The 20,333-nt window shown below is 63.0% G+C and carries 22 protein-coding genes; 15 read left to right on the forward strand and 7 right to left on the reverse strand.

What is annotated here, in order from left to right:
* The first annotated feature begins 334 nt into the window (after window positions 1-334).
* The 11 genes from FGL86_RS07405 to FGL86_RS07455 all read left to right on the forward strand — a co-directional run bounded on the left by FGL86_RS07405 (window position 335) and on the right by FGL86_RS07455 (window position 11,440).
* Complete coding sequence (locus FGL86_RS07405; protein WP_147183972.1) at window positions 335-985, forward strand: acetyltransferase; 651 nt, start codon at window positions 335-337, stop codon at window positions 983-985.
* Between the two features lie 13 nt (window positions 986-998).
* Window positions 999-1,682, forward strand: coding sequence for a tRNA (guanine(46)-N(7))-methyltransferase TrmB (gene trmB, locus FGL86_RS07410; protein WP_147183973.1), 684 nt, complete (start codon window positions 999-1,001; stop codon window positions 1,680-1,682).
* 52 nt (window positions 1,683-1,734) lie between these two features.
* Window positions 1,735-2,151: a PACE efflux transporter gene (locus FGL86_RS07415; protein WP_147183974.1), complete on the forward strand. Its 417-nt coding sequence runs from the start codon at window positions 1,735-1,737 to the stop codon at window positions 2,149-2,151.
* Window positions 2,148-2,480 carry a DMT family transporter gene (locus tag FGL86_RS07420; RefSeq protein ID WP_186764493.1) on the forward strand — a complete coding sequence of 111 codons (333 nt, stop codon included), beginning with the start codon at window positions 2,148-2,150 and terminating at the stop codon, window positions 2,478-2,480. The genes FGL86_RS07415 and FGL86_RS07420 overlap by 4 nt, the downstream gene beginning before the upstream one ends.
* A gap of 33 nt (window positions 2,481-2,513) precedes the next feature.
* The gene (dacB, locus tag FGL86_RS07425) at window positions 2,514-3,944 is read left to right on the forward strand and encodes a D-alanyl-D-alanine carboxypeptidase/D-alanyl-D-alanine endopeptidase (RefSeq protein WP_147183975.1); all 1,431 of its coding nucleotides are present in this window, start codon (window positions 2,514-2,516) and stop codon (window positions 3,942-3,944) included.
* A gap of 50 nt (window positions 3,945-3,994) precedes the next feature.
* Window positions 3,995-4,366: a diacylglycerol kinase gene (locus tag FGL86_RS07430; protein ID WP_147183976.1), complete on the forward strand. Its 372-nt coding sequence runs from the start codon at window positions 3,995-3,997 to the stop codon at window positions 4,364-4,366.
* Window positions 4,367-4,436: 70 nt separating this feature from the next.
* A complete protein-coding gene (glnE, locus tag FGL86_RS07435; protein ID WP_147183977.1) occupies window positions 4,437-7,424 on the forward strand; it encodes a bifunctional [glutamate--ammonia ligase]-adenylyl-L-tyrosine phosphorylase/[glutamate--ammonia-ligase] adenylyltransferase in 2,988 nt (995 codons plus the stop codon).
* Window positions 7,425-7,507: 83 nt separating this feature from the next.
* On the forward strand, window positions 7,508-8,431 hold the full coding sequence (locus FGL86_RS07440) for a branched-chain amino acid transaminase (protein WP_147183978.1): 924 nt from the start codon (window positions 7,508-7,510) through the stop codon (window positions 8,429-8,431).
* A 76-nt stretch (window positions 8,432-8,507) separates the two neighbouring features.
* Window positions 8,508-8,960: a type II 3-dehydroquinate dehydratase gene (gene aroQ / locus FGL86_RS07445; protein ID WP_147186120.1), complete on the forward strand. Its 453-nt coding sequence runs from the start codon at window positions 8,508-8,510 to the stop codon at window positions 8,958-8,960.
* 77 nt (window positions 8,961-9,037) lie between these two features.
* The gene (locus FGL86_RS07450; RefSeq protein WP_147183979.1) at window positions 9,038-10,477 is read left to right on the forward strand and encodes a sodium/glutamate symporter; all 1,440 of its coding nucleotides are present in this window, start codon (window positions 9,038-9,040) and stop codon (window positions 10,475-10,477) included.
* Window positions 10,478-10,597: 120 nt separating this feature from the next.
* Window positions 10,598-11,440 carry an ion transporter gene (locus tag FGL86_RS07455; RefSeq protein ID WP_147183980.1) on the forward strand — a complete coding sequence of 281 codons (843 nt, stop codon included), beginning with the start codon at window positions 10,598-10,600 and terminating at the stop codon, window positions 11,438-11,440.
* A 33-nt stretch (window positions 11,441-11,473) separates the two neighbouring features.
* On the opposite strand, the gene FGL86_RS07460 is transcribed toward FGL86_RS07455, so the two are convergent.
* Together FGL86_RS07460 and FGL86_RS07465 are read right to left on the reverse strand one after the other, a co-directional pair.
* The gene (locus tag FGL86_RS07460) at window positions 11,474-11,809 is read right to left on the reverse strand and encodes a hypothetical protein (RefSeq protein WP_147183981.1); all 336 of its coding nucleotides are present in this window, start codon (window positions 11,807-11,809) and stop codon (window positions 11,474-11,476) included.
* The gene (locus FGL86_RS07465) at window positions 11,802-12,275 is read right to left on the reverse strand and encodes a PepSY domain-containing protein (protein ID WP_147183982.1); all 474 of its coding nucleotides are present in this window, start codon (window positions 12,273-12,275) and stop codon (window positions 11,802-11,804) included. Before FGL86_RS07465 ends, FGL86_RS07460 begins: the two co-directional genes overlap by 8 nt.
* A 165-nt stretch (window positions 12,276-12,440) precedes the next feature.
* On the opposite strand from FGL86_RS07465, the gene FGL86_RS07470 reads away from it, so the two are divergent.
* Genes FGL86_RS07470 through FGL86_RS07480 form a run of 3 tightly spaced genes read left to right on the forward strand, consistent with a single transcriptional unit; the run spans window position 12,441 to window position 14,789 of the window.
* A complete protein-coding gene (locus FGL86_RS07470) occupies window positions 12,441-12,746 on the forward strand; it encodes a PepSY domain-containing protein (RefSeq protein ID WP_246131759.1) in 306 nt (101 codons plus the stop codon).
* 7 nt (window positions 12,747-12,753) lie between these two features.
* Window positions 12,754-13,425 (forward strand): response regulator, encoded by a 672-nt coding sequence (locus FGL86_RS07475; protein WP_147183984.1) that lies wholly within the window; start codon window positions 12,754-12,756, stop codon window positions 13,423-13,425.
* Window positions 13,425-14,789 carry an ATP-binding protein gene (locus tag FGL86_RS07480; RefSeq protein WP_147183985.1) on the forward strand — a complete coding sequence of 455 codons (1,365 nt, stop codon included), beginning with the start codon at window positions 13,425-13,427 and terminating at the stop codon, window positions 14,787-14,789. Before FGL86_RS07475 ends, FGL86_RS07480 begins: the two co-directional genes overlap by 1 nt.
* Window positions 14,790-14,811: 22 nt before the next feature.
* Here the strand turns inward: FGL86_RS07480 and FGL86_RS07485 are convergent, their stop codons facing one another.
* Both FGL86_RS07485 and FGL86_RS07490 read right to left on the reverse strand, forming a co-directional pair.
* Entirely contained in the window at window positions 14,812-15,807 is a 996-nt protein-coding gene (locus FGL86_RS07485; protein ID WP_147183986.1) for an LLM class flavin-dependent oxidoreductase, read from the reverse strand.
* A gap of 88 nt (window positions 15,808-15,895) precedes the next feature.
* On the reverse strand, window positions 15,896-16,492 hold the full coding sequence (locus tag FGL86_RS07490; RefSeq protein ID WP_147183987.1) for a YqaA family protein: 597 nt from the start codon (window positions 16,490-16,492) through the stop codon (window positions 15,896-15,898).
* Window positions 16,493-16,653: 161 nt separating this feature from the next.
* Between FGL86_RS07490 and FGL86_RS07495 the strand changes: the two genes are divergently transcribed.
* On the forward strand, window positions 16,654-16,842 hold the full coding sequence (locus FGL86_RS07495; protein ID WP_147183988.1) for a hypothetical protein: 189 nt from the start codon (window positions 16,654-16,656) through the stop codon (window positions 16,840-16,842).
* Here FGL86_RS07495 and FGL86_RS07500 read toward each other — a convergent pair.
* The 3 genes from FGL86_RS07500 to FGL86_RS07510 all read right to left on the reverse strand — a co-directional run bounded on the left by FGL86_RS07500 (window position 16,826) and on the right by FGL86_RS07510 (window position 20,308).
* Window positions 16,826-17,701: a PhzF family phenazine biosynthesis protein gene (locus tag FGL86_RS07500; protein ID WP_147183989.1), complete on the reverse strand. Its 876-nt coding sequence runs from the start codon at window positions 17,699-17,701 to the stop codon at window positions 16,826-16,828. The two genes, FGL86_RS07495 and FGL86_RS07500, sit on opposite strands and share 17 nt — an antisense overlap.
* A 78-nt stretch (window positions 17,702-17,779) precedes the next feature.
* Window positions 17,780-18,013 (reverse strand): hypothetical protein, encoded by a 234-nt coding sequence (locus tag FGL86_RS07505; RefSeq protein ID WP_147183990.1) that lies wholly within the window; start codon window positions 18,011-18,013, stop codon window positions 17,780-17,782.
* 45 nt (window positions 18,014-18,058) lie between these two features.
* Window positions 18,059-20,308: a heavy metal translocating P-type ATPase gene (locus tag FGL86_RS07510; RefSeq protein ID WP_147183991.1), complete on the reverse strand. Its 2,250-nt coding sequence runs from the start codon at window positions 20,306-20,308 to the stop codon at window positions 18,059-18,061.
* Between the last annotated feature and the right edge of the window lie 25 nt (window positions 20,309-20,333).

Here is a 20,333-nt window from a genome sequence, read left to right on the forward strand (position 1 = left end):
GACGATCACCGGTAGTTGTGACAAGCCGCGTACCTCGTTTTGCTGCGATGCCGGGTGCGGTGTTGCAGCCCCAGGCATCGTGATTCCTTGGTATGACGAGGATGATAGCACCGGGGTTTGGCCCTCGTCATGCGAGCTCGCCTGGCCCCGCTTGAATAAGCTTTATCTGAATCGGCCTCATTCAAAGCAATCGGCTCGGTTCGTCAACGGGATAATGAGTTACACTTCGTTGCCTTACCCCTACACTTGAATGCCGCTTACATTACTATGGCCTTGTTCATTATCCGCTGAATCGGAACCAATGAATCAGCGCCAATCCAAGGAGCCGAATGATATGCATGACACCACCCGTGAACTGATCATCGTCGGGGCCAGCGGCCTGGGCAAAGTAGTCGCCTGGCTGGCAACTCGGTTGAACCTTTCGATTAAGGGATTTCTTGATGACAACAGCACCCTGACCGGGCAGCAGTTCGCTGGACTGCCGGTGCTGGGCACGATAGGGGACTGGACGCGGTACGACGACTGTCAGTTTCTGGTGGCGCTGGCAGCGCCGCGTATCAAGCGCCGGATCGTCGAGCGCATGCAGGAATCGGGATCGCCGCGTTTTGCCACCCTGATCGATCCCGCTGCGATAGTCGAGCCGGAGTTTAGCCAGGTGGGGGAGGGCAGCATCGTCTGCGCCGGGACTATTTTTGCGCCCGATGTGATTATCGGCAAGCACTGTGTCATCAACAAGCTATGCAGTATTGGCCACGACGTGGAGTTGCAGGATTATGTGACCTTGGCGTCCAATATCATGCTGGGTGGTCATGTGGTGGTGGAGCGGGGCGCGGAAATAGGTGCTACGACCTGCGTTCGCCAAGGTCTCACCATTGCCGGCGGCGTGATGGTGGGCATGGGCAGCGTGGTATGCAAGCCTACTGAATCAAACACTCTATACTTGGGCAGCCCCGCCAGACCGGTCAAGTCTCTCGACCCCTTCTGATACGCCGTTTCTCATGCAAGACAACTCCCGCCGCATCGTTACCAACCAGACCGGGCCGCATCGCGACCTGGTCAAGCGGGTTGTCCGCGCGCTGGAACATCCCCTGCGCAAGCCCGTTGCCGAGCATAGCCTGGCGGCTTTCCGGGAGGCGCAGCAGTGGCTGGCGCGGCAGGGCGGACCGCCGATTCTTGACGCGGGCTGTGGCGTGGGCCTGTCCACCCGGGCCCTGGCGAGACGTTTCCCCGATCGAGCGGTGATCGGCATCGATCGCAGCGCGGACCGGCTCTCCCGCCGACATGGCGAACCGCCGGGCAACGTCCTGCTGGTGCGGGCGGACCTGGTGGATTTCTGGCGACTGGCGCTGGACGCGGGCTGGCGACCGCGGCGTCATTACCTGCTCTATCCCAATCCTTACCCCAAGGCGTCGCATCTCAAGCAACGCTGGCACGGGCACCCGGTGTTTCCCACGCTCTTGGCGCTGGGCGGACGGTTGGAGCTGCGCTCCAACTGGCGGCTCTATCTCGAGGAGTTCGCCCTGGCAGCGGCTCGGGCGGGAGGCGGGACGGCCGAGGTTCAGCCTTTTGCGCCGCAGGGCGAGTACCTGACGCCCTTCGAGCGCAAGTATCACCAGAGTGGTCAGGCGCTGTGGCGGCTGGTGCTGGACTTGCCTCCTCGCGCCAGATACGACGAACGCTGACCGACCGCGGCGAGCGTGGTATCTTGCCCGTCTCGCGACGGAGGAGGGGAAGATGCGTTCCATCAAGGAGCGGCTGGTGCACAGCATATTGTTCGAAATCGGCGGCCTGGTCATCGTCACGCCGCTGGCGACCTGGCTGACCGGACATGGTTTTGGAGAGATGGGCATTCTGGCGTTCGCTGTCTCTACTTTCGCCATGATCTGGAATTTCGTCTGGAACAAGCTGTTCGACCGCTGGGTGCCGACTCGCCGGCGCACGCTTGTGCAACGTGTCGCCCAGACCTTCGGTTTCGAGCTGGGTATCCTGGTCATCACCCTGCCGGTGGTGGCCTGGTGGCTCGACATCGGTCTGGTCGAGGCCTTCTGGCTGGATCTCGGCTTCATGCTGTTCTTCATGTTTTATGCGCTGGTCTACAACACGAGTTTCGACAGGGTGGTGAGCCGCCGTCTGGAGCGGGAAGCTCGATGATGGCGTATCTCTATCTCGCCGTGGCCATCATTGCCGAGGTGGCCGCCACCAGCGCGCTCAAGTCCTCCCAGGAATTCACCCGATTGTGGCCCAGCCTGCTGGTGGTAACTGGCTATGCGCTGGCCTTCTACATGCTGACCCTTAGCCTGCGCACCCTGCCGGTGGGCATCGCCTATGCGATCTGGGCGGGGCTGGGCATCGTGCTGGTGGCCTTGATCGGGATCCTGGTGTACCGGGAAACTCCGGACTGGCCGGCGATCGTCGGCATGAGCATGATCGTCGGCGGCGTGGTGATCATTCAGTTGTTTTCCGACGTTTCGCCGCATTGATAATTGTCGTCTAATTAGAAAAGAAAGGTTTTTATGTTGCGCGGGTTGATTGTGTTACTGGGGTGGCTGGTGGCGTTTTCCGCGTCGAGCGCAGGCTTCGAGCGGTTGGGTACGCTGGCGGATCAGGGATTTCGCATCAGCGTCCAGGCGCGACTGCTGGATGACGGACAATTGCTGGGTTCGATCGAGCCCGACCGGCAGCTGACGCCTGCCTCGGTCACCAAGCTTTATACCGCCGCGGCGGTGCTGGATCGCTTCGGCCCCCAGCATCATTTCACCACGCGGCTGGTCAGCGGCGGTCGCCTGGATGCCGAGGGCGTGCTGCAGGGGGATCTAGTGCTGGACGGCGGCGGCGATCCGGGGCTGGTGTCCGAGGACTTGTGGCGACTGGTTCAGCAACTGCGCGGGCGCGGCCTGAAACGCATCAACGGGCAACTGGTGATCAATCAGTGGCGCTTCGGGCCGGTGGAGTGTCTGACCCCGGACCGCTGCCGCGCCCGTTCCCGGGCGGATAACGCCTACAGCGCCCTGCTGTCTTCCGCGGGTGTCAATCACGGCAGCTGGTGCCTTCAGGTGCGTCCCGGCGCGCGGGCAGCGACCCCGGCGCTGGTCGACAGCTGCGCCAACGGCTCGCCCCTCGAGCGCATCGACAATCAGGTCAAGACGCTGCTCGCGGATGAGCCCAGCGATTTTCAGGCGGTGCGCCTGACGGACGATCAAGGGGATCGTCTCGTGGTGCAGGGACATATCGCCGCCAATGGCGGCAATCGCGAGCTATACCGCGCCAGCGCGGACCCGGCGCACCAGACCGGCGTCACGCTGCTGTCACTGCTCGAGCAGGGGGGCATCGAGGTCGACCAGGGCATGGTCAGCAGCAGCCAGACGCCGGCGACCGGCGCCCGCACCCTGGCATCGGTACAGGGCAGGTCGATGCAGGCGCTGATACTCGATATGCTCAACTATTCCAACAACTTCATGGCAGACGTGCTGAGCCTGGATCTGGTGGAGTCGCCGCAGGCCTCGCTCTCCCAAGCGGGGCAGGCGCTGGAAGCTTTCGTCGCTGGCATTCCCGACCACGGCCCGGTGACCCTGCATAGCGGCAGCGGCCTGACCGCGGACAATCGCACCTCCGCCCAGGGCATTACCGCCCTGCTGGAGGCCATGTACCGGCGCCCGGCGCTGTTTCCGAGTCTGGTGGCCGGCATGCAGTCCCCGGCCAACGGCCCAATGACGTTCCTGCGCCGGGGCGGCGATGTCTTTCAGCATAACGTGATGGTCAAGACCGGCACCCTGAGCCAGCCGGTGGCGGTGCGTGCCATGGGCGGCTACTTGCGTACCCGGGAAGGGCGCTGGGGCGTGTTCGGAATGCTGGTGAACGGAACGAACAAGACGCCTTATCTTTCCTGGAGCCGGGTGCTGGATCTGCTTTCAGCGGACCTGGAAGACATGATCGTGGCCAATTGAGAACAAGGTGCCGAGTCGCCTTGCCGAGGTTTTAGAACAGGATATCCATCATGAAGCCCCGACACACCGGCTGGCGCCACCTGGTCAATTCGACCCGCTATTCCTTCAAGGGGCTGGGTGCCGCCTATCGTCACGAAACAGCGTTCCGTCAGGAACTGGTGCTGTTCGCCGTGCTGCTGCCCCTGGCGTTTTGGCTCGGCCAGACCCCGGTGGAATGGGCGCTACTATTGGGTAGCGCCCTGTTGATGCTGGTGGTGGAACTGCTAAACAGCGCCATCGAAAGCGTCGTCGACCGTATCGGTCCGGAGCATCACGAGCTTTCCGGGCAGGCCAAGGACCTGGGCTCCGCGGCGGTGATGCTGGCTCTGGTCATCCTGGGGGTGGTATGGGGGCTGCTGGCCTGGCAACGCTTTTTCGGCTAGCAGGCGCCGGATTCTTGCCAAGCCAAGTGGAATCTTGTCAAGCTGAAACGTCCCGACTGAGGAAACGCGCATGGGGTCTGTCGAAGATCTGCTCTCACCCACTGTTCTTCCCGACGCCCTGAGACCCGCTGTAGCGCGAGCCGAGGAGCGTCTGAGTGATGCGCTGACCCAGGCGGATCGGCTGGCGACCCAACAGCAGCTCGATCCGCCCAGCAGGGGCTATCACGCGCTTTCCAGGGAGCGGCGGGAGCAGTTGACCCGAGTGCTGGGACTTTCCGAATTCGCTCTCGACAGCCTGGTTCGTTATCCCGCCTGGTTGATGCATCTGGACGCTAACGATGAGTTGGACACCGCCCCGGCGTCGGAAGTCCAGCGCCAATGGTTGGTGGAAGCGCTGGCCCAGGCGGAGCACGAGGCCGCCATGCAGTCGGCGCTGCGGCGCTTTCGCCGAGCGCGCCTGCTGGGCATCGTCTGGCGCGACATGACTCGTCCGGCGGGCACGGACATGTGGGCCACCGCCGCCGCCGTCGCGCGGCTGGCGGAAATCTGCCTTGAAGGGGCGCTCGGCTGGCTCGAGGCACATTTCGCCCCGCGCTGGGGATTGCCCGCCCCCCGGGCGGACGGCGGCACCCAGCGGCTGGTGGTGCTGGGCATGGGCAAGCTCGGCGCCGGGGAGCTCAATCTCTCCTCAGATATCGACCTGATCTTCGCCTTCCCGGAAAAGGGCACTACCGAAGGCGGCAAGCGAGAATTCGACCATCAGGAATACTTCACCAAGCTCGGCCAGAAGCTGATCGCCGCCCTGGACGCGATCACCGCGGACGGCTTCGTCTTCCGTGTGGACATGCGCCTGCGGCCCCTGGGAGAAGGCGGCCCGCTGGTGGGCAGCTTCGCCATGCTGTCGAGCTACTATCAGGATCAGGGCCGGGAATGGGAGCGCTACGCCATGCTCAAGGCGCGGCCGGTAGCCGGGGATCTGGAGGCGGGGTTCGAGCTGCTGGCCAGCCTGCAGCCCTTTGTCTATCGCCGCTATCTGGATTTCGGCGCCATCGAATCCCTGCGGGAGATGAAGGCGTTGATCAATCGGGAGGTCAAGCGCCGGGGCATGAGCAGCAATATCAAGCTGGGGCCCGGCGGCATTCGCGAGGTGGAGTTCGTGGTGCAGGTATTCCAGCTGATTCGCGGCGGTCGCGACACGGAGCTGCAGGTGACCTCCCTGCGCCAGGCGCTGACCCGGCTACCGGATCTGGACCTGCTGCCTCAAGCCGTGGTGGACGAACTGCTGCCGGACTACGTGTTTCTGAGGGATCTCGAACACGCCCTGCAGGCGTTGGAGGATCGCCAGACTCAATCGCTGCCGGCGGACGATCAGGATCGGGCGCGGGTAGCGGAATATCTGAGGTTCCAGGACTGGCCAGCCCTGGTCGCCCGGCTGGAAGCGGCTCGCGAGCGGGTTCGTCGGCATTTCGACGCGGTGATCGCCGACCCAGAAGAGGATGCGGAAGAATCCAACGGCTCGAGCCGCGAGGAAATCGACGTGACTCTCGATGAACTGCGCGCCCTGTGGCGTCATGAGCTGGCCAAGGAGGAGGCGCTCGGCCTCTTGCGCGGCGCCGGCTTTCAGGAGCCGGAGACGACGCTGCGACGCATCAACGGCCTGCGTCAGTCGAAGTCCGTGCAGGGCATGCAGCGCATCGGCTACGAGCGCCTGGATGCGCTGATGCCGCTGCTGCTCAACGCCCTGGGAGAAAACGATGCCCCGGACCGTGCCCTCGAGCGGCTGTTGCCGCTGATCGAGGCGGTACTGCGGCGCACCGCCTACCTGGCGCTGCTGCGGGAAAATCCGGAGGCTCTGGGGCATTTGATCCGACTGTGCGCGGCGAGCCCCTGGATCGCCGAGCAGATCGCGCGCTACCCGATCCTGCTGGACGAGCTGCTCACTCCCAGCACCCTGTACGCGCCGGCGGACAAGCAGCGCCTGGCGGACGAACTGCGCCAGACCCTGGCGCGGCTGCCGGAAGATGACGAGGAAGCTCAGCTCGAGGCGCTGCGTATCTTCAAGCATGCCCAGGTACTGCACGTGGCCGCCTCGGATATCGCCGGCGCCCGGCCCTTGATGAAGGTCAGCGACTATCTGACCTATATTGCCGAAGCCATGCTCGAACAGGTGCTGGCCATGGCCTGGAAGCACCTGGTGCGCAAGCACGGCTACCCCAAACGCCGGGAAGATGCCAGGAGCGACGCGGATTTCATCATCGTCGGCTATGGCAAGCTCGGCGGCATCGAGCTGGGCTACGGCTCGGATCTGGATCTGGTGTTCATCCACGACGCGGCGACCCAGGGCACCACCGACGGCAAGCGGCCCATCGACAACGCGCTGTTCTTCACACGATTGGGCCAGCGCATTATTCATCTGCTGACCACCATGACCCAGGCCGGGGCGCTTTACGAGGTAGATATGCGCCTTAGACCTTCCGGCAATTCCGGCCTGCTGGTGACCACCTTCGACGCCTACGCGGACTATCAGCGCCAGCATGCCTGGACCTGGGAGCATCAGGCGCTAGTGCGTGCCCGGGCGGTAGCGGGGGATGACACTTTGGCGAAGCGCTTCGAAGAACTCCGTCGCGAGATTCTCGCTCGCCGTCGCGATCCGGACCAGCTGCGTGAGGAAGTGGTCAAGATGCGCTACAAGATGCGCGACCACCTCGGGAGTTCTCCCAAGGCCCGGGAAGCGGGACGCTTCGATCTCAAGCAGGACGCCGGCGGCATGGTGGATATCGAATTCCTTTGCCAGTATGCGGTGCTGGCGATGAGCCACGAGAATCCGGAGCTCTTGGCCTTTAGCGACAATATTCGTATTCTGGAGACCTTGGAGTCGACGGATCGTTTGCCGGGCGGGGACGCCGGGCGCCTACGGGATGCCTATCTGGCCTATCGCGACGCCACCCACCGGGCGGCGCTGACCAAGCAGCAGGATACGGGGAGCGAGGCGGATTTCCGTGAGCATCGCCAGACGGTGACCGCCCTGTGGCAACGCCTGCTCGAACCGGACGCCTGACGGAATATCCTTGGTCGACCCCTTATCGCCGGCAGCACCCGGCAGTTCACTCTTATCACACGTTCAAAACGAAGGACTTTCCTATGTCGATGGATGACCGCGACGGTCTTATCTGGTTCGATGGCGAAATGGTTCCCTGGCGCGACGCCAGGGTCCACGTGCTGACCCACACCCTGCACTACGGCATGGGCTGTTTCGAGGGAGTGCGCGCCTACGCCACCGACCAGGGCACGGCGATCTTTCGCCTCAGGGAACATACCAACCGTCTGTTCGATTCCGCCAAGATTCTGGGCATGGACATGCCCTTCAGCAAGGCGCAGATCAACGATGCCTGTCGTAGCGCGGTGCGGGAAAATAACCTCAAGGAAGCGTATCTGCGCCCGATGGTGTTCTTCGGCAGCGAAGGCATGGGGCTACGGGCAGATAACTTGAAAACCCACGTGATCGTTGCCGCCTGGGAATGGCCTTCCTACATGGCGCCGGAAACTCGGGAACTGGGCATCAAGGTGCAGACATCTTCCTTTACTCGCCATCACGTCAATATCGCCGTCACCAAGGCCAAGGCCAACGGCCAGTACATCAACTCGATGATGGCGCTGGCGGAAGCCCAGCGCGGCGGCTACGACGAGGCGCTGCTGCTCGATCCCCAAGGCTACGCGGCGGAAGGCTCCGGCGAGAACCTGTTCGTGGTCAAGGACAACGTCATCTACACGCCGGTGTTGACCTCCTGTCTGAACGGCATCACCCGCAACACGGTGTTTCACATGGCCAGGCATCTCGGCTATGAGCTGCGGGAGAAGCTGATCACTCGAGACGAGATCTACATCGCCGACGAGGCCTTCTTCACCGGCACCGCCGCGGAAGTGCTGCCGATTCGCGAGCTCGATGGCCGTTCCATCGGCGAAGGACGTCGCGGCCCGATTACCGAGAAGGTCCAGTCGCTTTATTTCGACGTGGTGCGCGGCAAGCAGGTGTTGGATGCTGACTGGTTGACGCCTATCCTCTAGCAGGACGTGTTGACACAAGCGCTCCAGAATACTGGGGCGCTTGTGTTTTTATCGGAATGCGGTTCTATCGAGAAATATCATGCAAAACAAGGTGCTGGTGCTGCATGGCCCCAATCTCAATCTGCTGGGTACACGTCAGCCGGAGATTTACGGCGAGGAGGCTCTGGCGGATATCGATAACGCCCTGTACGAGAAGGCGGCGCTGGCGGGGATGGAGCTTCGTTGCCGCCAGAGCAATCATGAAGGCGAGCTGGTGGACGCCATCCAGGCGGCGCGGCTCGACGGCACCAATGCGATCATCATCAATCCGGCGGCCTACACCCACACCTCCGTGGCGATTCTCGATGCCCTGAACGCCTTCGACGGCCAGGTGATCGAGGTGCATCTTTCGAACGTGCACAAGCGCGAAGCGTTTCGTCATCATTCCTACGTATCCTTGCGGGCGGACGGGGTGATCGCCGGGCTGGGCAGTCGCGGCTATCTGCTGGCCCTGGAGGCGCTGGCCAACCCAGGTAACCGGACGGATTGAAATCACCGCAGGGGTCTGGTTTGGTTAGCGGTTAAGCAATAAGCTTGGTGACTAATTTGCCCGGAGGCGCCAGGTTCATGTCGGTCACGCAACTGTTTGTCTCGCTGATGCTGCTTGCACTGATATTGCTGTTGAGCAATATCCTGGTGGTCAAGTTCGCCTGGCTGCGCAACTTCTTCATCCCAGGTTCCATCGTGGGTGGCGTCATCCTGCTGCTCCTGGGACCTTACGTGCTGGGCGTTTTCGTGAAGAGCCCTTTCGCCGACGGTGGCGGTCTATTCCCGAGCTACGTGCTGGATGCCTGGGCGGATCTGCCTGGCCTGCTGATCAATGTGGTGTTCGCGGCACTGTTCATCGGCAAGCCGATTCCCGGCATTCGCGATATCTGGTATCGGGCGGGGCCACAGGTGGTGGTGGGCCAGACCATGGCCTGGGGACAATACGTGCTGGGGCTGAGCCTGGCCATTCTGGTACTGGTGCCCATGTTAGACATGAATCCCATCGTCGGAGCGCTGATCGAAATCGGTTTCGAGGGCGGCCACGGTACCGCCGCGGGCATGGCGGGCACCTTCAGCGATCTCGGCTTCGAGGCCGGGGCGGACCTGGCCCTGGGCATGGCGACGATCGGTATCGTTTCCGGGGTGCTGGTGGGAACGTTGATGGTGAATATCGCCGCGCGGCGCGGTGTGATCAACCCGGGAGATACGACGAACTCCGCTCAGCGCGCCAAACAGGAAGGTCCGAGCGATGCTGAGCAAGAGGACTTTCACACCGAACTCGCTCAGGAGAAGGGCACCACGGATCCCCTGAGCCTGCACCTGGGGCTGGTGGGCGTCGCTATCCTGCTGGGGTGGCTGTTGTTGAGCGGTTTTCAGTGGCTGGAAAGCGTGACCTGGGCACGCGACGGGGGCCTCGAGATCATGGCCCATGTACCGCTGTTTCCCCTCGCCATGATCGGCGGGGTGATGGTGCAGCTCTTGCTGGCTCGTTGCGGCTGGGAGCGGCACGTCTCACAGCGCCTGATGTCACGTATTTCCGGTACCGCGCTGGATTTCACCATTGTTTCCGCCCTGGCGACCCTCGCCCTGACTACCTTGGGCGATTATCTTCTGCCTTTCTTGATGCTGGCGGCCCTGGGCATTCTCTGGCCGGTACTGGTACTGGTGTTCCTCGCGCCCCGGGTAATGCCGGATCATTGGTTCGAGCGCGGTATCAGCGATCTCGGCCAGTCCATGGGGGTAACGGTCACCGGCTTGCTGCTGCTGCGCATGGCGGACCCCAAGAACGATTCCGGCGCCATGGAAACCTTCGGCTACAAGCAGCTGCTGTTCGAGCCGGTGGTGGGGGGTGGCCTGTTCACCGCCGCGGCGCCTCCCTTGATCGCCCAGTTCGGCCCGGGGCCGGTACTGATCCTGACCGCCGGGGTGACCGTTGTCTGGATCGCTTTTGGTCTCTTGTATTTCGGACGCCGGGTGCCCGGACGCGGTCAAGGGCGCTGGTCGCCTAAACAAGCGTAGCGCCGGAGGAAAAGGGTCTGGTCGCGAGGGATTCGTGATCTTGTGAGCCGCTTTTCTTGAGTTCTCGCATGGCGTAAGGTTCTGCCCTTCCGTGTCGAAAAAAAGAAATCTTCCGTCTTTATGAAAGATCACGTTACCCCGTTTCAGATCGTCGTCCTGATGCTGTCCTTCTACGTCCTGGGCGCACTGGTGGCGGATGTCTTCTTCGAGCTTTCGCCGGAGATGTCCGAACTGCTAGGCTACCTGGACGTGGTGGTATGCTTCTTCTTCTTTCTCGATTTCTGCATTCGCTTTCGCGCCGCGCCGAACAAGTTGCGCTTCATGCGTTGGGGCTGGATCGACCTGCTGGCGAGCATACCCGCCGGGCTGTTCATGGCCGGACGTCTGGTGCGCGTCGTTCAGATCATTCGTCTGCTGCGGGCGCTCAAGTCCATGCAGATGATCTGGCGGCTGATGTTTCGCAACCGCGCGGAAGGGGTGTTCGCCTCCGTGGGCACCATGACCCTGCTGCTGGTGGCCTTTGGTTCCATGATCATGCTGCTGGTGGAAAGCCCCCATCCGGATAGCCCCATCGACAGCGCGGAAGAGGCTCTCTGGTGGGCGGTCGTTACCATTACCACCGTGGGCTACGGAGACTACTATCCGATCACTACCTTGGGGCGTGTCGTCGCCGTCTTGTTGATGATCGGTGGGGTGGGGCTGTTCGGCAGCTTCGCCGCCTACATCAGTTCACTGTTCGTCGACGACCAGGGCGAGGAAGACGAGCGCCAGCATGAGGCGAGTCGCAGAATGATGCGCCACATGTTCAAGGAAATACATGAATTGCACGCGGAGGTGCGGGCATTGAGAGCGGAGTTGCGCGCCGGAAACGGCGCGAACTCGGAATCTGCTTTCAACAGGCCGAATGCCGACGTTTCGATACCGTCGGACGGAGGAACCGGAGAGGAGCCGTCGCGGTCTTGAACGTGCTCCACTGACGGTTTTTATTCCCGGGGACTATTCCTTGACCTGGTAGTCGCCTTCCAGCACCTGCTGGGTGCCGCCAGGACGATGGTCCGCATAGAACCCCTCGTCAATGTCCGTTGCCTGATCCGCGCGCATCTGTTCCATACGCTTTTTCATCCGGCGTCGCACCAGGGGCAGCATCAGCCAGCCCACCAGCAGGAAGAAAAGCCCGATGACGGTGCCCAGGATCATCATCACGCCGAACAAAAGCCAGGTCATGACCAGTTTCGGGCCGCTCATGGCCGTTGACGGGCGCGCCCGGCGTGCCCGCTCCTGCCATTGTCGCGCCGCCTGCCAGGCGGCGCTGTCGTTACGTCGTTCAGTCATTCGTCACTCCGGTGACCGAGAAATCGCTGCTGTTCAGATAAATCTCGATTTCCTGGTTCTGGTCGTTGTAGCCCTCGATCTCGATACTGCCGCTGCTTTCGACCTCGAGTGACTCGAATCGTTGCAGTCCTTCGCCCATGGCGCTATCCAGGGCCTTGTTCACTTCGTCGAAGCTCAAACCCCAGTCGGGTATCTGGTCCTGGCGCTGCTCTTCCTTGATGGTGTCACCGCTGGCGATATTCATGTCGACCTCGAGTTTCCAGCCGTCCTCTCGCCAGCCTTCCAGTTCGAGTTCGTTGCCGTCGTCCACGGAAATTTCCTCGAAATGAGTGAAGCCGTATTGCTGGGCGCTATCCAGCAAGGAAGAAAGCTCGTCCTGGGTAAGGCCCTGGTCCGCCGCAAATGCAGTAGTGGCCAGGCCGAAGGAGGCGAGCAGAGCAGCGGTAGACAATGTCGTCTTTTTCATGAAACTTCTCCTGAAATTCCTTTTTGGATGGTTGCGAACCTTCGATTCGCATGTCCTTTGTACCCCCTGCTACCTTGCAGGAGGCTGAACTGCGCGTTCATGATGCGTTCATGTTCGCTCTGGCAAGCTTAGCCTATGAAAACGTTGCGCATAATGATAGGGATAATGCTGATACCGGTGCTGACGAGCCTGGTGATGCCGTTGGCGCTGGCCCGAGACGACGCCTGGCGCGACCTGCACGAGCGGGTGCGCGCCGGTGAGCTGGTGGGGCTCTCCAGCGTGCTGGACTGGCTGGATGCACATTATCGGGGCGAAGTCGTGGAGGTGGAGCTGGAGTACGAAGACGACGAGCCCATCTACGAAGTGGAAATGCTCGGCGCCGAGGGACAGCTGGTGGAATTCGAGTTCGATGCGCGCAGCGGTGAGCTGATCGCCATCGAAGGCGTCGATGTCGAGGCCATGAAGCGATGACGGCACAATGAAGATCCTGCTGGTGGAAGACGACCAGGCCCTGGCGGAAGTCCTCGGCGAAAGCCTGCGGGAAGCCGGCCTGCTGGTAGAATTCGCCGCTACCGGCGGCGAAGCGGATTTCCTGATTAGCACCGAGCGCTACGACGCGGTGATTCTCGATCTGGGTCTGCCGGACGGCGACGGCACCCGCTGGCTGGCCCAATGGCGGGAGCGGAGCATCGAACTGCCGGTGCTGGTGCTGACCGCCCGGGAGCGCTGGTCCGACAAGGCGGCGGGATTTTCCGCCGGCGCGGACGACTACGTGACCAAGCCCTTCGAAACCGCCGAGGTGCTGTTTCGTCTGCACGCCCTGGTACGCCGAAGCCATGGTCACTCACATCCGATACTGACCAGCGGCGACCTTCGTTTCGATACCCATACCGGCAGCGTCAGCCTGGCCGGACGCCCCGTCCCCCTTACCGCTCAGGAGTCCCGACTGCTGAAATACCTGATGCACGCCACCCCGCGGACGGTCAGCCGCAGCGAACTGGCGGAGCACGTCTACGACCGGGATCACGAGCCGGACTCCAACGTGATCGACGTGCAGATCAGTCGCCTGAGACGCAAGCTCGGCAAGACGCGTATCGAGACCCTGCGCGGCCAGGGCTATCGCGTCGTGGCGCTCCCAAGCCAAGGCTGATGCGACGCCTGCGCGACTGGATCGCCGGCTGGTCCTTGAGCCGGCGTCTGCTGGCGGCGGCGCTGATCCTGGTCATGCTGACATTGCCCTTGGTCGGCGCGGGGCTTGTCTACAACTTTCGTCACGCGGTGACCGCTTCCTTCGATCAGCACCTGGAGTCGCTGCTCAAGGTCTTGCTGGCGGATCTGGAAATCGATCCGGCCAGCCAGGAACCCGCGCTGGGGCTATCCTTGGGGGACGCCCGCTTCGATCGAGTCTTTTCCGGCTGGTACTGGCAGATAACGGATACCCGGGGCACCGTCCTGGTGTCTCGCTCCCTGTGGGATCAGCGTCTGCCGGTCTCCATGGCGAAAGGCTTGACCACTCGCAATATCACCGGGCCGCGGGGCCAGGCCCTGCGCGTGACCGAACGCGACGTGCGCCTGCCCAACTATCCTCATCGTCTTCACGTCAGCGTGGCCGCTTCCCGTCGCGAACTCGACGCGGAAGTGGCGCGCTTCGAATGGCTGCTGGGTATTTCCCTGGCGAGCCTGGCGCTGCTGCTGCTGACGGGTCTGGCGATACAGATTCGCTGGGGGCTTGCGCCTCTGCGCCGCCTGCAGGCGGATCTCGAGGCTATCGAGAACGGTAGAACGGAACAGCTGGATACCCGGCTTCCCGGGGAACTCAGGCGTCTGGCGAATGCCATGAACGAGGTGATCGAGCGGGATCGTCGCTTGATCGAACGCGGGCGCGCCGCGGCAGGCAATCTCGCTCACGCCTTGAAGACCCCGGTCAGCGTGCTGAGGATGCTGGCGGAGCGCCTGCCGGAAGCCTCGCGTCAGCGGTTCTACCAGGAAATCCAGCGTATCGACGAGGCGGTGCGCCATCATCTGGCACGAGCCTCCGCTTCCAGCGGCGTGGCCCTGGGTGGCAGCGCGGCCTTGAAGGATACGCTGGCGCCGGTGATCGAGGGCCTGTCGCGGCTGGCCAAACGGCGCGGCCTGGATTTCGAGTGTCGCATCGAGAAGGCGCTTGGCACCCGCATGGATCCGCAGGATATGCAGGAACTGGTGGGCAACCTGCTGGACAACGCCCTGGGCTGGGCGGAAGCACGAGTGCGTTTTGCCGCCGAGCATGAAGAAAGCGGGGTCGGACTCTACATCGACGATGACGGGCCGGGAATGACCGCGACGCAGCGTAAAGCCGCTCTGGGTCGGGGCGCTCGCCTGGACGAACGCCGCTCCGGTTCCGGTCTGGGTCTGGCCATCGTCGATGACCTGGTCACTCTGTATCGCGGTCGCCTGAGGCTTGATGATTCGCCCTTGGGTGGGCTTCGCGTACATGTCTGGCTGCCGGATACGCTTTCTGCTGCCAGCGACTAGCCTTCCGCTTCACGTCTCTCGATCAGCCTTGCCACTGCTCCGCCAGGATGCGATAGCTGTCGAGGCGATCCTCGAAGTCGTAGGTATCCGTCACGATCATCAACTCGTTCGCCCGGGTGGCGTCGAGAAAACCCTCGAGCTCTTCGCGCACGCGAGCCGGGCCGCCGACCACCGCCGCGCCGAACAGACGCTCCACCTCGGCTTGCTCCTGGGGCGTCCAGTCGAGCCGCTCCACCGGCGGCAATGATTGAGTGCGCTTGCCTCGAATCATGTTGAGGAATTTCTGCTGGGCGGTGGTGGCGAGAAATCCTGCTCGCTCGTCGCTTTCCGCGGCGATCACCGGTAGGCCGACCATGGCGTAGGGCGCATCGAGCACCGCAGAAGGCCGGAACTGTTCCCGATACAGGCGCAACGCCTCGAACAGATAGCCCGGGGCGAACTGGGCGGCGAAGGCGAAGGGCAAACCCAGCCGCGCCGCCAGCTGGGCGCTGTAGCCGCTCGATCCCAGCAGCCACAAAGGTACATGAGTTCCCTGGCCGGGTACCGCCTTGACCCGCTGTCCGGGTTGTTCGTCGCCCAGATAGCGCTGGAGCTCTTCCAACTGATCCGGAAAATCGCTGACCCCGGCGCTGGGATGGCGCCGCATCGCCGCCATGGTGGCGCTGTCCGATCCCGGAGCGCGCCCCAGGCCCAGGTCGATACGTCCGGGATAGAGAGTTTCCAGGGTGCCGAACTGCTCGGCGATGACCAGCGGCGGATGATTGGGCAGCATGACGCCGCCGCTGCCGACGCGAATGCGAGAGGTATGGCCGGCGACATGACCGATCAGCACCGCAGTGGCGGCGCTGGCGATGCCCTCGATGTTGTGATGTTCCGCCAGCCAGTAGCGGGTAAAGTTCAGGCGCTCGGCTTCCTGGGCAAGCGCCACACTGTTGCGAAAGGTATTGGCGACGCTATCGTCCCGGCGAATCGGCGCCAGGTCGAGAACCGATAGCGGGATATCCTTGAGCCTTGTCATATCGTCTCCCAAAAAGTTGAGCGCGATGTCGTTAGCGCTCTTATCATTTCTTTATGGGGGCGACAGGCGGTGGTGGCAAGGGCGCGACTTATTTATAGAACTGCCAGCCGATCCAGATAATGGCGATGACGAGCAACCCGATGCCGACCTTGCGGGAATGGTGTTTCCATATTTCCATCGCCTTGTCGCCGGCGATGGCTACCAGCAAGGCCAGCCCGAAGTAGCGTATGCCTCGGGCGATCATTGCGGCGAGAATGAATAGTATCAATGGATAACCGCTGGCGCCGGCCACCAGCATGGCGGTCTGGAAGGGAATCGGCGTGATGCCCACCGCCAGAATGGCAAGAAAACCGTTGTTTTCCATGGTGGTCCGAAAGCTGTCGAAGGCCTGCTGGCCGCCGAACAGCGGTATCAGCGTGTCTCCCCACTGCTCCATGGTGAAACTCCCCAATCCGTAGCCGATCAAGGCGGCGGTCAAGTTGCCCGCCAGGGCCACCGTGGCGATCTTCCAGCGTCGCTCCGGGTGGATCAGCATCCAGGGAATCAGAATCACCTCGATGGGAATCGGAATCAGCAGGGTCTCCATCATCGAGGCGGCGAACAGCAGCCAGTAAGCATGGTTCGAACCGGCCAGGCGGTCGAGCCAGGCGCTGGCGGAAGCCAGGGATCTGAAATTGGACGACATGATGGAACCATCCTTGTTCATTCGGTCCCTGTCATGTTAATCGAGACCTATGCAAGAAACGAGAAAGGGCGATGTCGCGCGGGAGAGAGATGGTTAATCGACGAATCAAGTCGCGAGATATCCGCTAGACTTGGAAGATAAGAGCCACAGGGAGAAAAACGATGCGTCCTGTCTTTCATCAGCCTGCCACCCAACAGCGCGGCGGCGCTCGACGCAGCGGCGTCCGACGCGGCGCCACTCGTCGTGAAGTCCAGCCATCCTCCGATGCCTGGCTGAATCGTCTGCTGGATATCATGACGATCACCGCCTTGGTGGTGGGCGGTATAGCGCTGGTCACGCGCCTGCTCTGAGGCGCCCCTGGCCGACGATCACCGCCTGGCCGGCGATGTGAATCGCCGGGTTGTCATGAGTGTCGCGCTCGAACGTCGCGTGAATCCGGCTGGGCCGGCCCATCTCCACCCCCTGATCGATCCGCCAATCCCAGGTGCCCGCGCCGGTGCGATGCGACCCCAGATAGCCGGTCAGTGCCGCCGCCGCGCTGCCGGTGGCTGGATCCTCGCGCACGCCCCCTTCCGTGGAGAACATGCGCGTGCGCAGGTGTTCTTCTTCATCCAGTTGCACATGGAGATAGATCTGCTCGACTCGGCTCGGCGAAATATGCCGCACCCACTGCGCCGCGGAAGGTAGTGCCCGGGCCAGGGCATCCAGCGAGTCAAGCTCGATCAGGTGGTAGGGCAGGCCACAGGAAGCGATCACCGGCTCCCCGTTGATCTGGCCTTCGTCGAGGCCGAGCAGTGCGGCGGCCTTGGCCCGATCAAGAGTGCTGGCGCCTATCTCCGCCGGCCGCGCCGTGGTAAAGCGCGCCAGGTCGTCTTCGAGTGTGACTTCGAGAGCGCCGACTGCGGCTTCCAGGATCAACGGCCGGTCGCGCTGCGCCAAACCGAGTTCCGCCAGCAGATGGGCGGTGCCCACTACCGGATGACCGGCAAAGGGCAGTTCCATGGTCGGCGTGAAAATACGGATCGGAAAGCGATTGGTGTCGCTGGCGGGTCCCACGAATACCGTCTCGGACAGGTTCAACTCGTTGGCGATGACCTGCATCCGCCTGCTATCCAGTTTCTGCGCCGCCGGGAACACCGCCAGCGGGTTGCCGGCGAAGGCACGGTCGGTGAAGACGTCCAGCAGGTGGTAGTCGGCGCTTGGAGGCATGGCCCTGACCCCTGTATTGAACCGATAAAAAACGACCAGCACCAGTAATGGCTGGCCGCTCAAGCGTGGACGATTCAATCAGTCGCCTAGATTGATGTCTTCCTCGTCCGTCGCTGCGCCGGTAGCCGCGCCGACACCGCCGCCAATGACCGCGCCTTTACCGATACTGCCGCCGGTGGCCGCCGCCGCGCCGGCACCCACCGCCGCACCAATACCGCCGCCGCTGGCGGCGCGCTCACCGGTGCCGGTGCCGCATCCCGCAAGACCGATCACCAGAGCGGCGGTAAAAAGACCCAATTTCACCGTTTGCATCACAGACTCCTTTCGTGAATGGCTGTCTTTCTCAGAGTAAACAAGCTAATTGGAAGGCGCAAAATCTTCTGCGCCAAGGGATGAGGTCAATCGTGAGGCGTTGGCCACGACGGTGAGCGAACTCATCGCCATGGCGATGGCGGCAACCACCGGGGGTATGGCGCCGAAGGCGGCGAGACTCAAGCCAAAGGCGTTATAGATCAGCGCGAAGGCCAGGTTCTGACGCATGACGTGATAGGCGCGCCGGGCAATGTCTCTGGCCTCGGCGATTCGGCTGATGCCCCCATTGGCGATGGCCACGCTGGCCGCGGCGGTGGCGGTGCTGCTGGCTTCCGCCACGGAAATGCCGATTGCCGCCTGGGCCAGCGCCGGGCCGTCGTTGATGCCATCGCCGGCAAAGGCAACGATGCCTCGAGTATGCTTGACGATCAAAGCCTTGGCTTCCGGGGTGCAATCGGCGTAGACCCGTTGTTCCGGGATACCGAGCCTGGCAGCGACTTTTTGCGCGGGAGCCTGGGCGTCGCCGGTGACGATAGCGCATTCTATGCCATGATGATGCAGGCGTTGTATCGCCGCCGGTGCGTCTTCCCGCAGGCGATCCTCCAGTACCAGAGTCGCCAGCCATCGTCCCGCCATCGCCAGTTCGACGCGCAGCTGAATGTCGGAACTCGTCGTCTCAGGAGTATCTTCGTCGTTACAGGCGACGCCTTGCTGGCGCAGGAAGGCGCGGCTACCCACAAGAATTTTTCCCCAGCGGGAATCCTCGCGGCTTACCCCGCGCTGGTGGCGCTGGGCAGGAGCCTCCGCAACCGCTGCAAGACTTTCGCCAGCGGCGGCGTGTAGCGCCCAGGCAATGGGATGATCCACCCCTTGTTCCGCCCGGGCGGCCAGGGCGATCAGGGTAGCGTTATCGAGAGAACAGTCGGCGCGTCTTTCGATACGCAGCAGCCCGAGCCGACCTTCCGTGAGGGTGCCGGTCTTGTCGAAAAGTATCCTGTCGACTCGCGCCAGGGTTTCCAGGGCCGCGGGATGACGAAACAGAATGCCCTGGCGGGCGGCCTGGCTGGCGGCGGCGACATAGGCTACCGGCACGGCGATGCCCACCGCGCAGGGGCAGGCCACCACCAGCACGGAAACCGCTCTCAGCACCGCCTCTTGAACGGGCAGGCTGATCAGCAGGCAGACAAGGCCGGTCAGGAGGGCGAGGGTCAGTGCCACCGGCACCACCCAGCGGGCGACGCTGTCCGCCAGGCGCTGGGTATCCCCCTTGGCGCCCGCCGCCTCGGCGATGCGCGCGCCGATACGGTCGATACGCCGCTGTCCGACGCCGGCCTCGACGCATAGAACGATCGGGCTGACCAGATTGACGCAGCCCGCTTCGACGGTGTCTCCGGGAGCGGCGGCCACCGGTAGCGATTCGCCGGTAAGTACCGCGCGACCCAGTTGAGTGCTGCCTTCCGTCAGGCGGCCATCCAGCGGCACTCGCTGACCCGCGGCAATGCGAATCAGCGCTCCGGGTGGCACCTGGTTCGCATTCACCCTATGCCACTCACCGTTTTCTTGCCGCCAATCGGCGGTTTCCGGCAGAGTGTCCTGCAGGGCGTTGATGGCCTGAGCCGCGTGGCGCAGGGTGCGGGTCTCGATGAATCGTCCCAGGGTCAACAGACTGACCAGCATCACCGCGGTATCGAAGTAGACGTGAGCCTGGCCTTGGTAGAGCTGCCAGATCGACAGCATCAAGGCGGCGAGGGTGCCGATGCCGACCAGGGTATCCATGCCCGGCACGCCGGTGCGCAGGGTACGCCAGCCCGCCAGCAGGATCGGCCCGCCGGTGAAGGCCAATACGGGAAGCGACGCGATACCGGCGCCCAGGGCGATCCACCAGCCACCGGAGGAAGTGGCGATACCGCCGCTGTCGATATACAGCAGTAGCGACAGCAGCATGGTCCACATGCCGAAGAAGGCCGCCAGGGCCAGGCGGATACCGAGCCCTTCGACATGGCGGTCGATACGCGAGAGGGTTTCCTCCGCGCTCATCGGTGGCCCCAGACGATAGCCGAGCCGACGGACCCGACGAGCCAACTCACGCAGTTGCAGACGCGCCGGATCCCAGCGCACCAGGGCGGTGGAGGTGGCGAAGCTGACGCCGACTTCGCTGACCCCCGGGGTTCGCTGAATTACCTGCTGCGTGGCGGCGGCGCAGCTGGGGCACCATAGCCCCTCGATGGAAAGCAGCGCGTGCCCGCTTTCCTGCAGGGCGTCGAGTTCGGCGGCGTACTTGACGCGGCGCTCCATGCGTTAACGTCGATTCATGCTGGGC

The sequence above is a fragment of the Pistricoccus aurantiacus genome, assembly GCF_007954585.1.
Lineage (GTDB): Bacteria > Pseudomonadota > Gammaproteobacteria > Pseudomonadales > Halomonadaceae > Pistricoccus > Pistricoccus aurantiacus.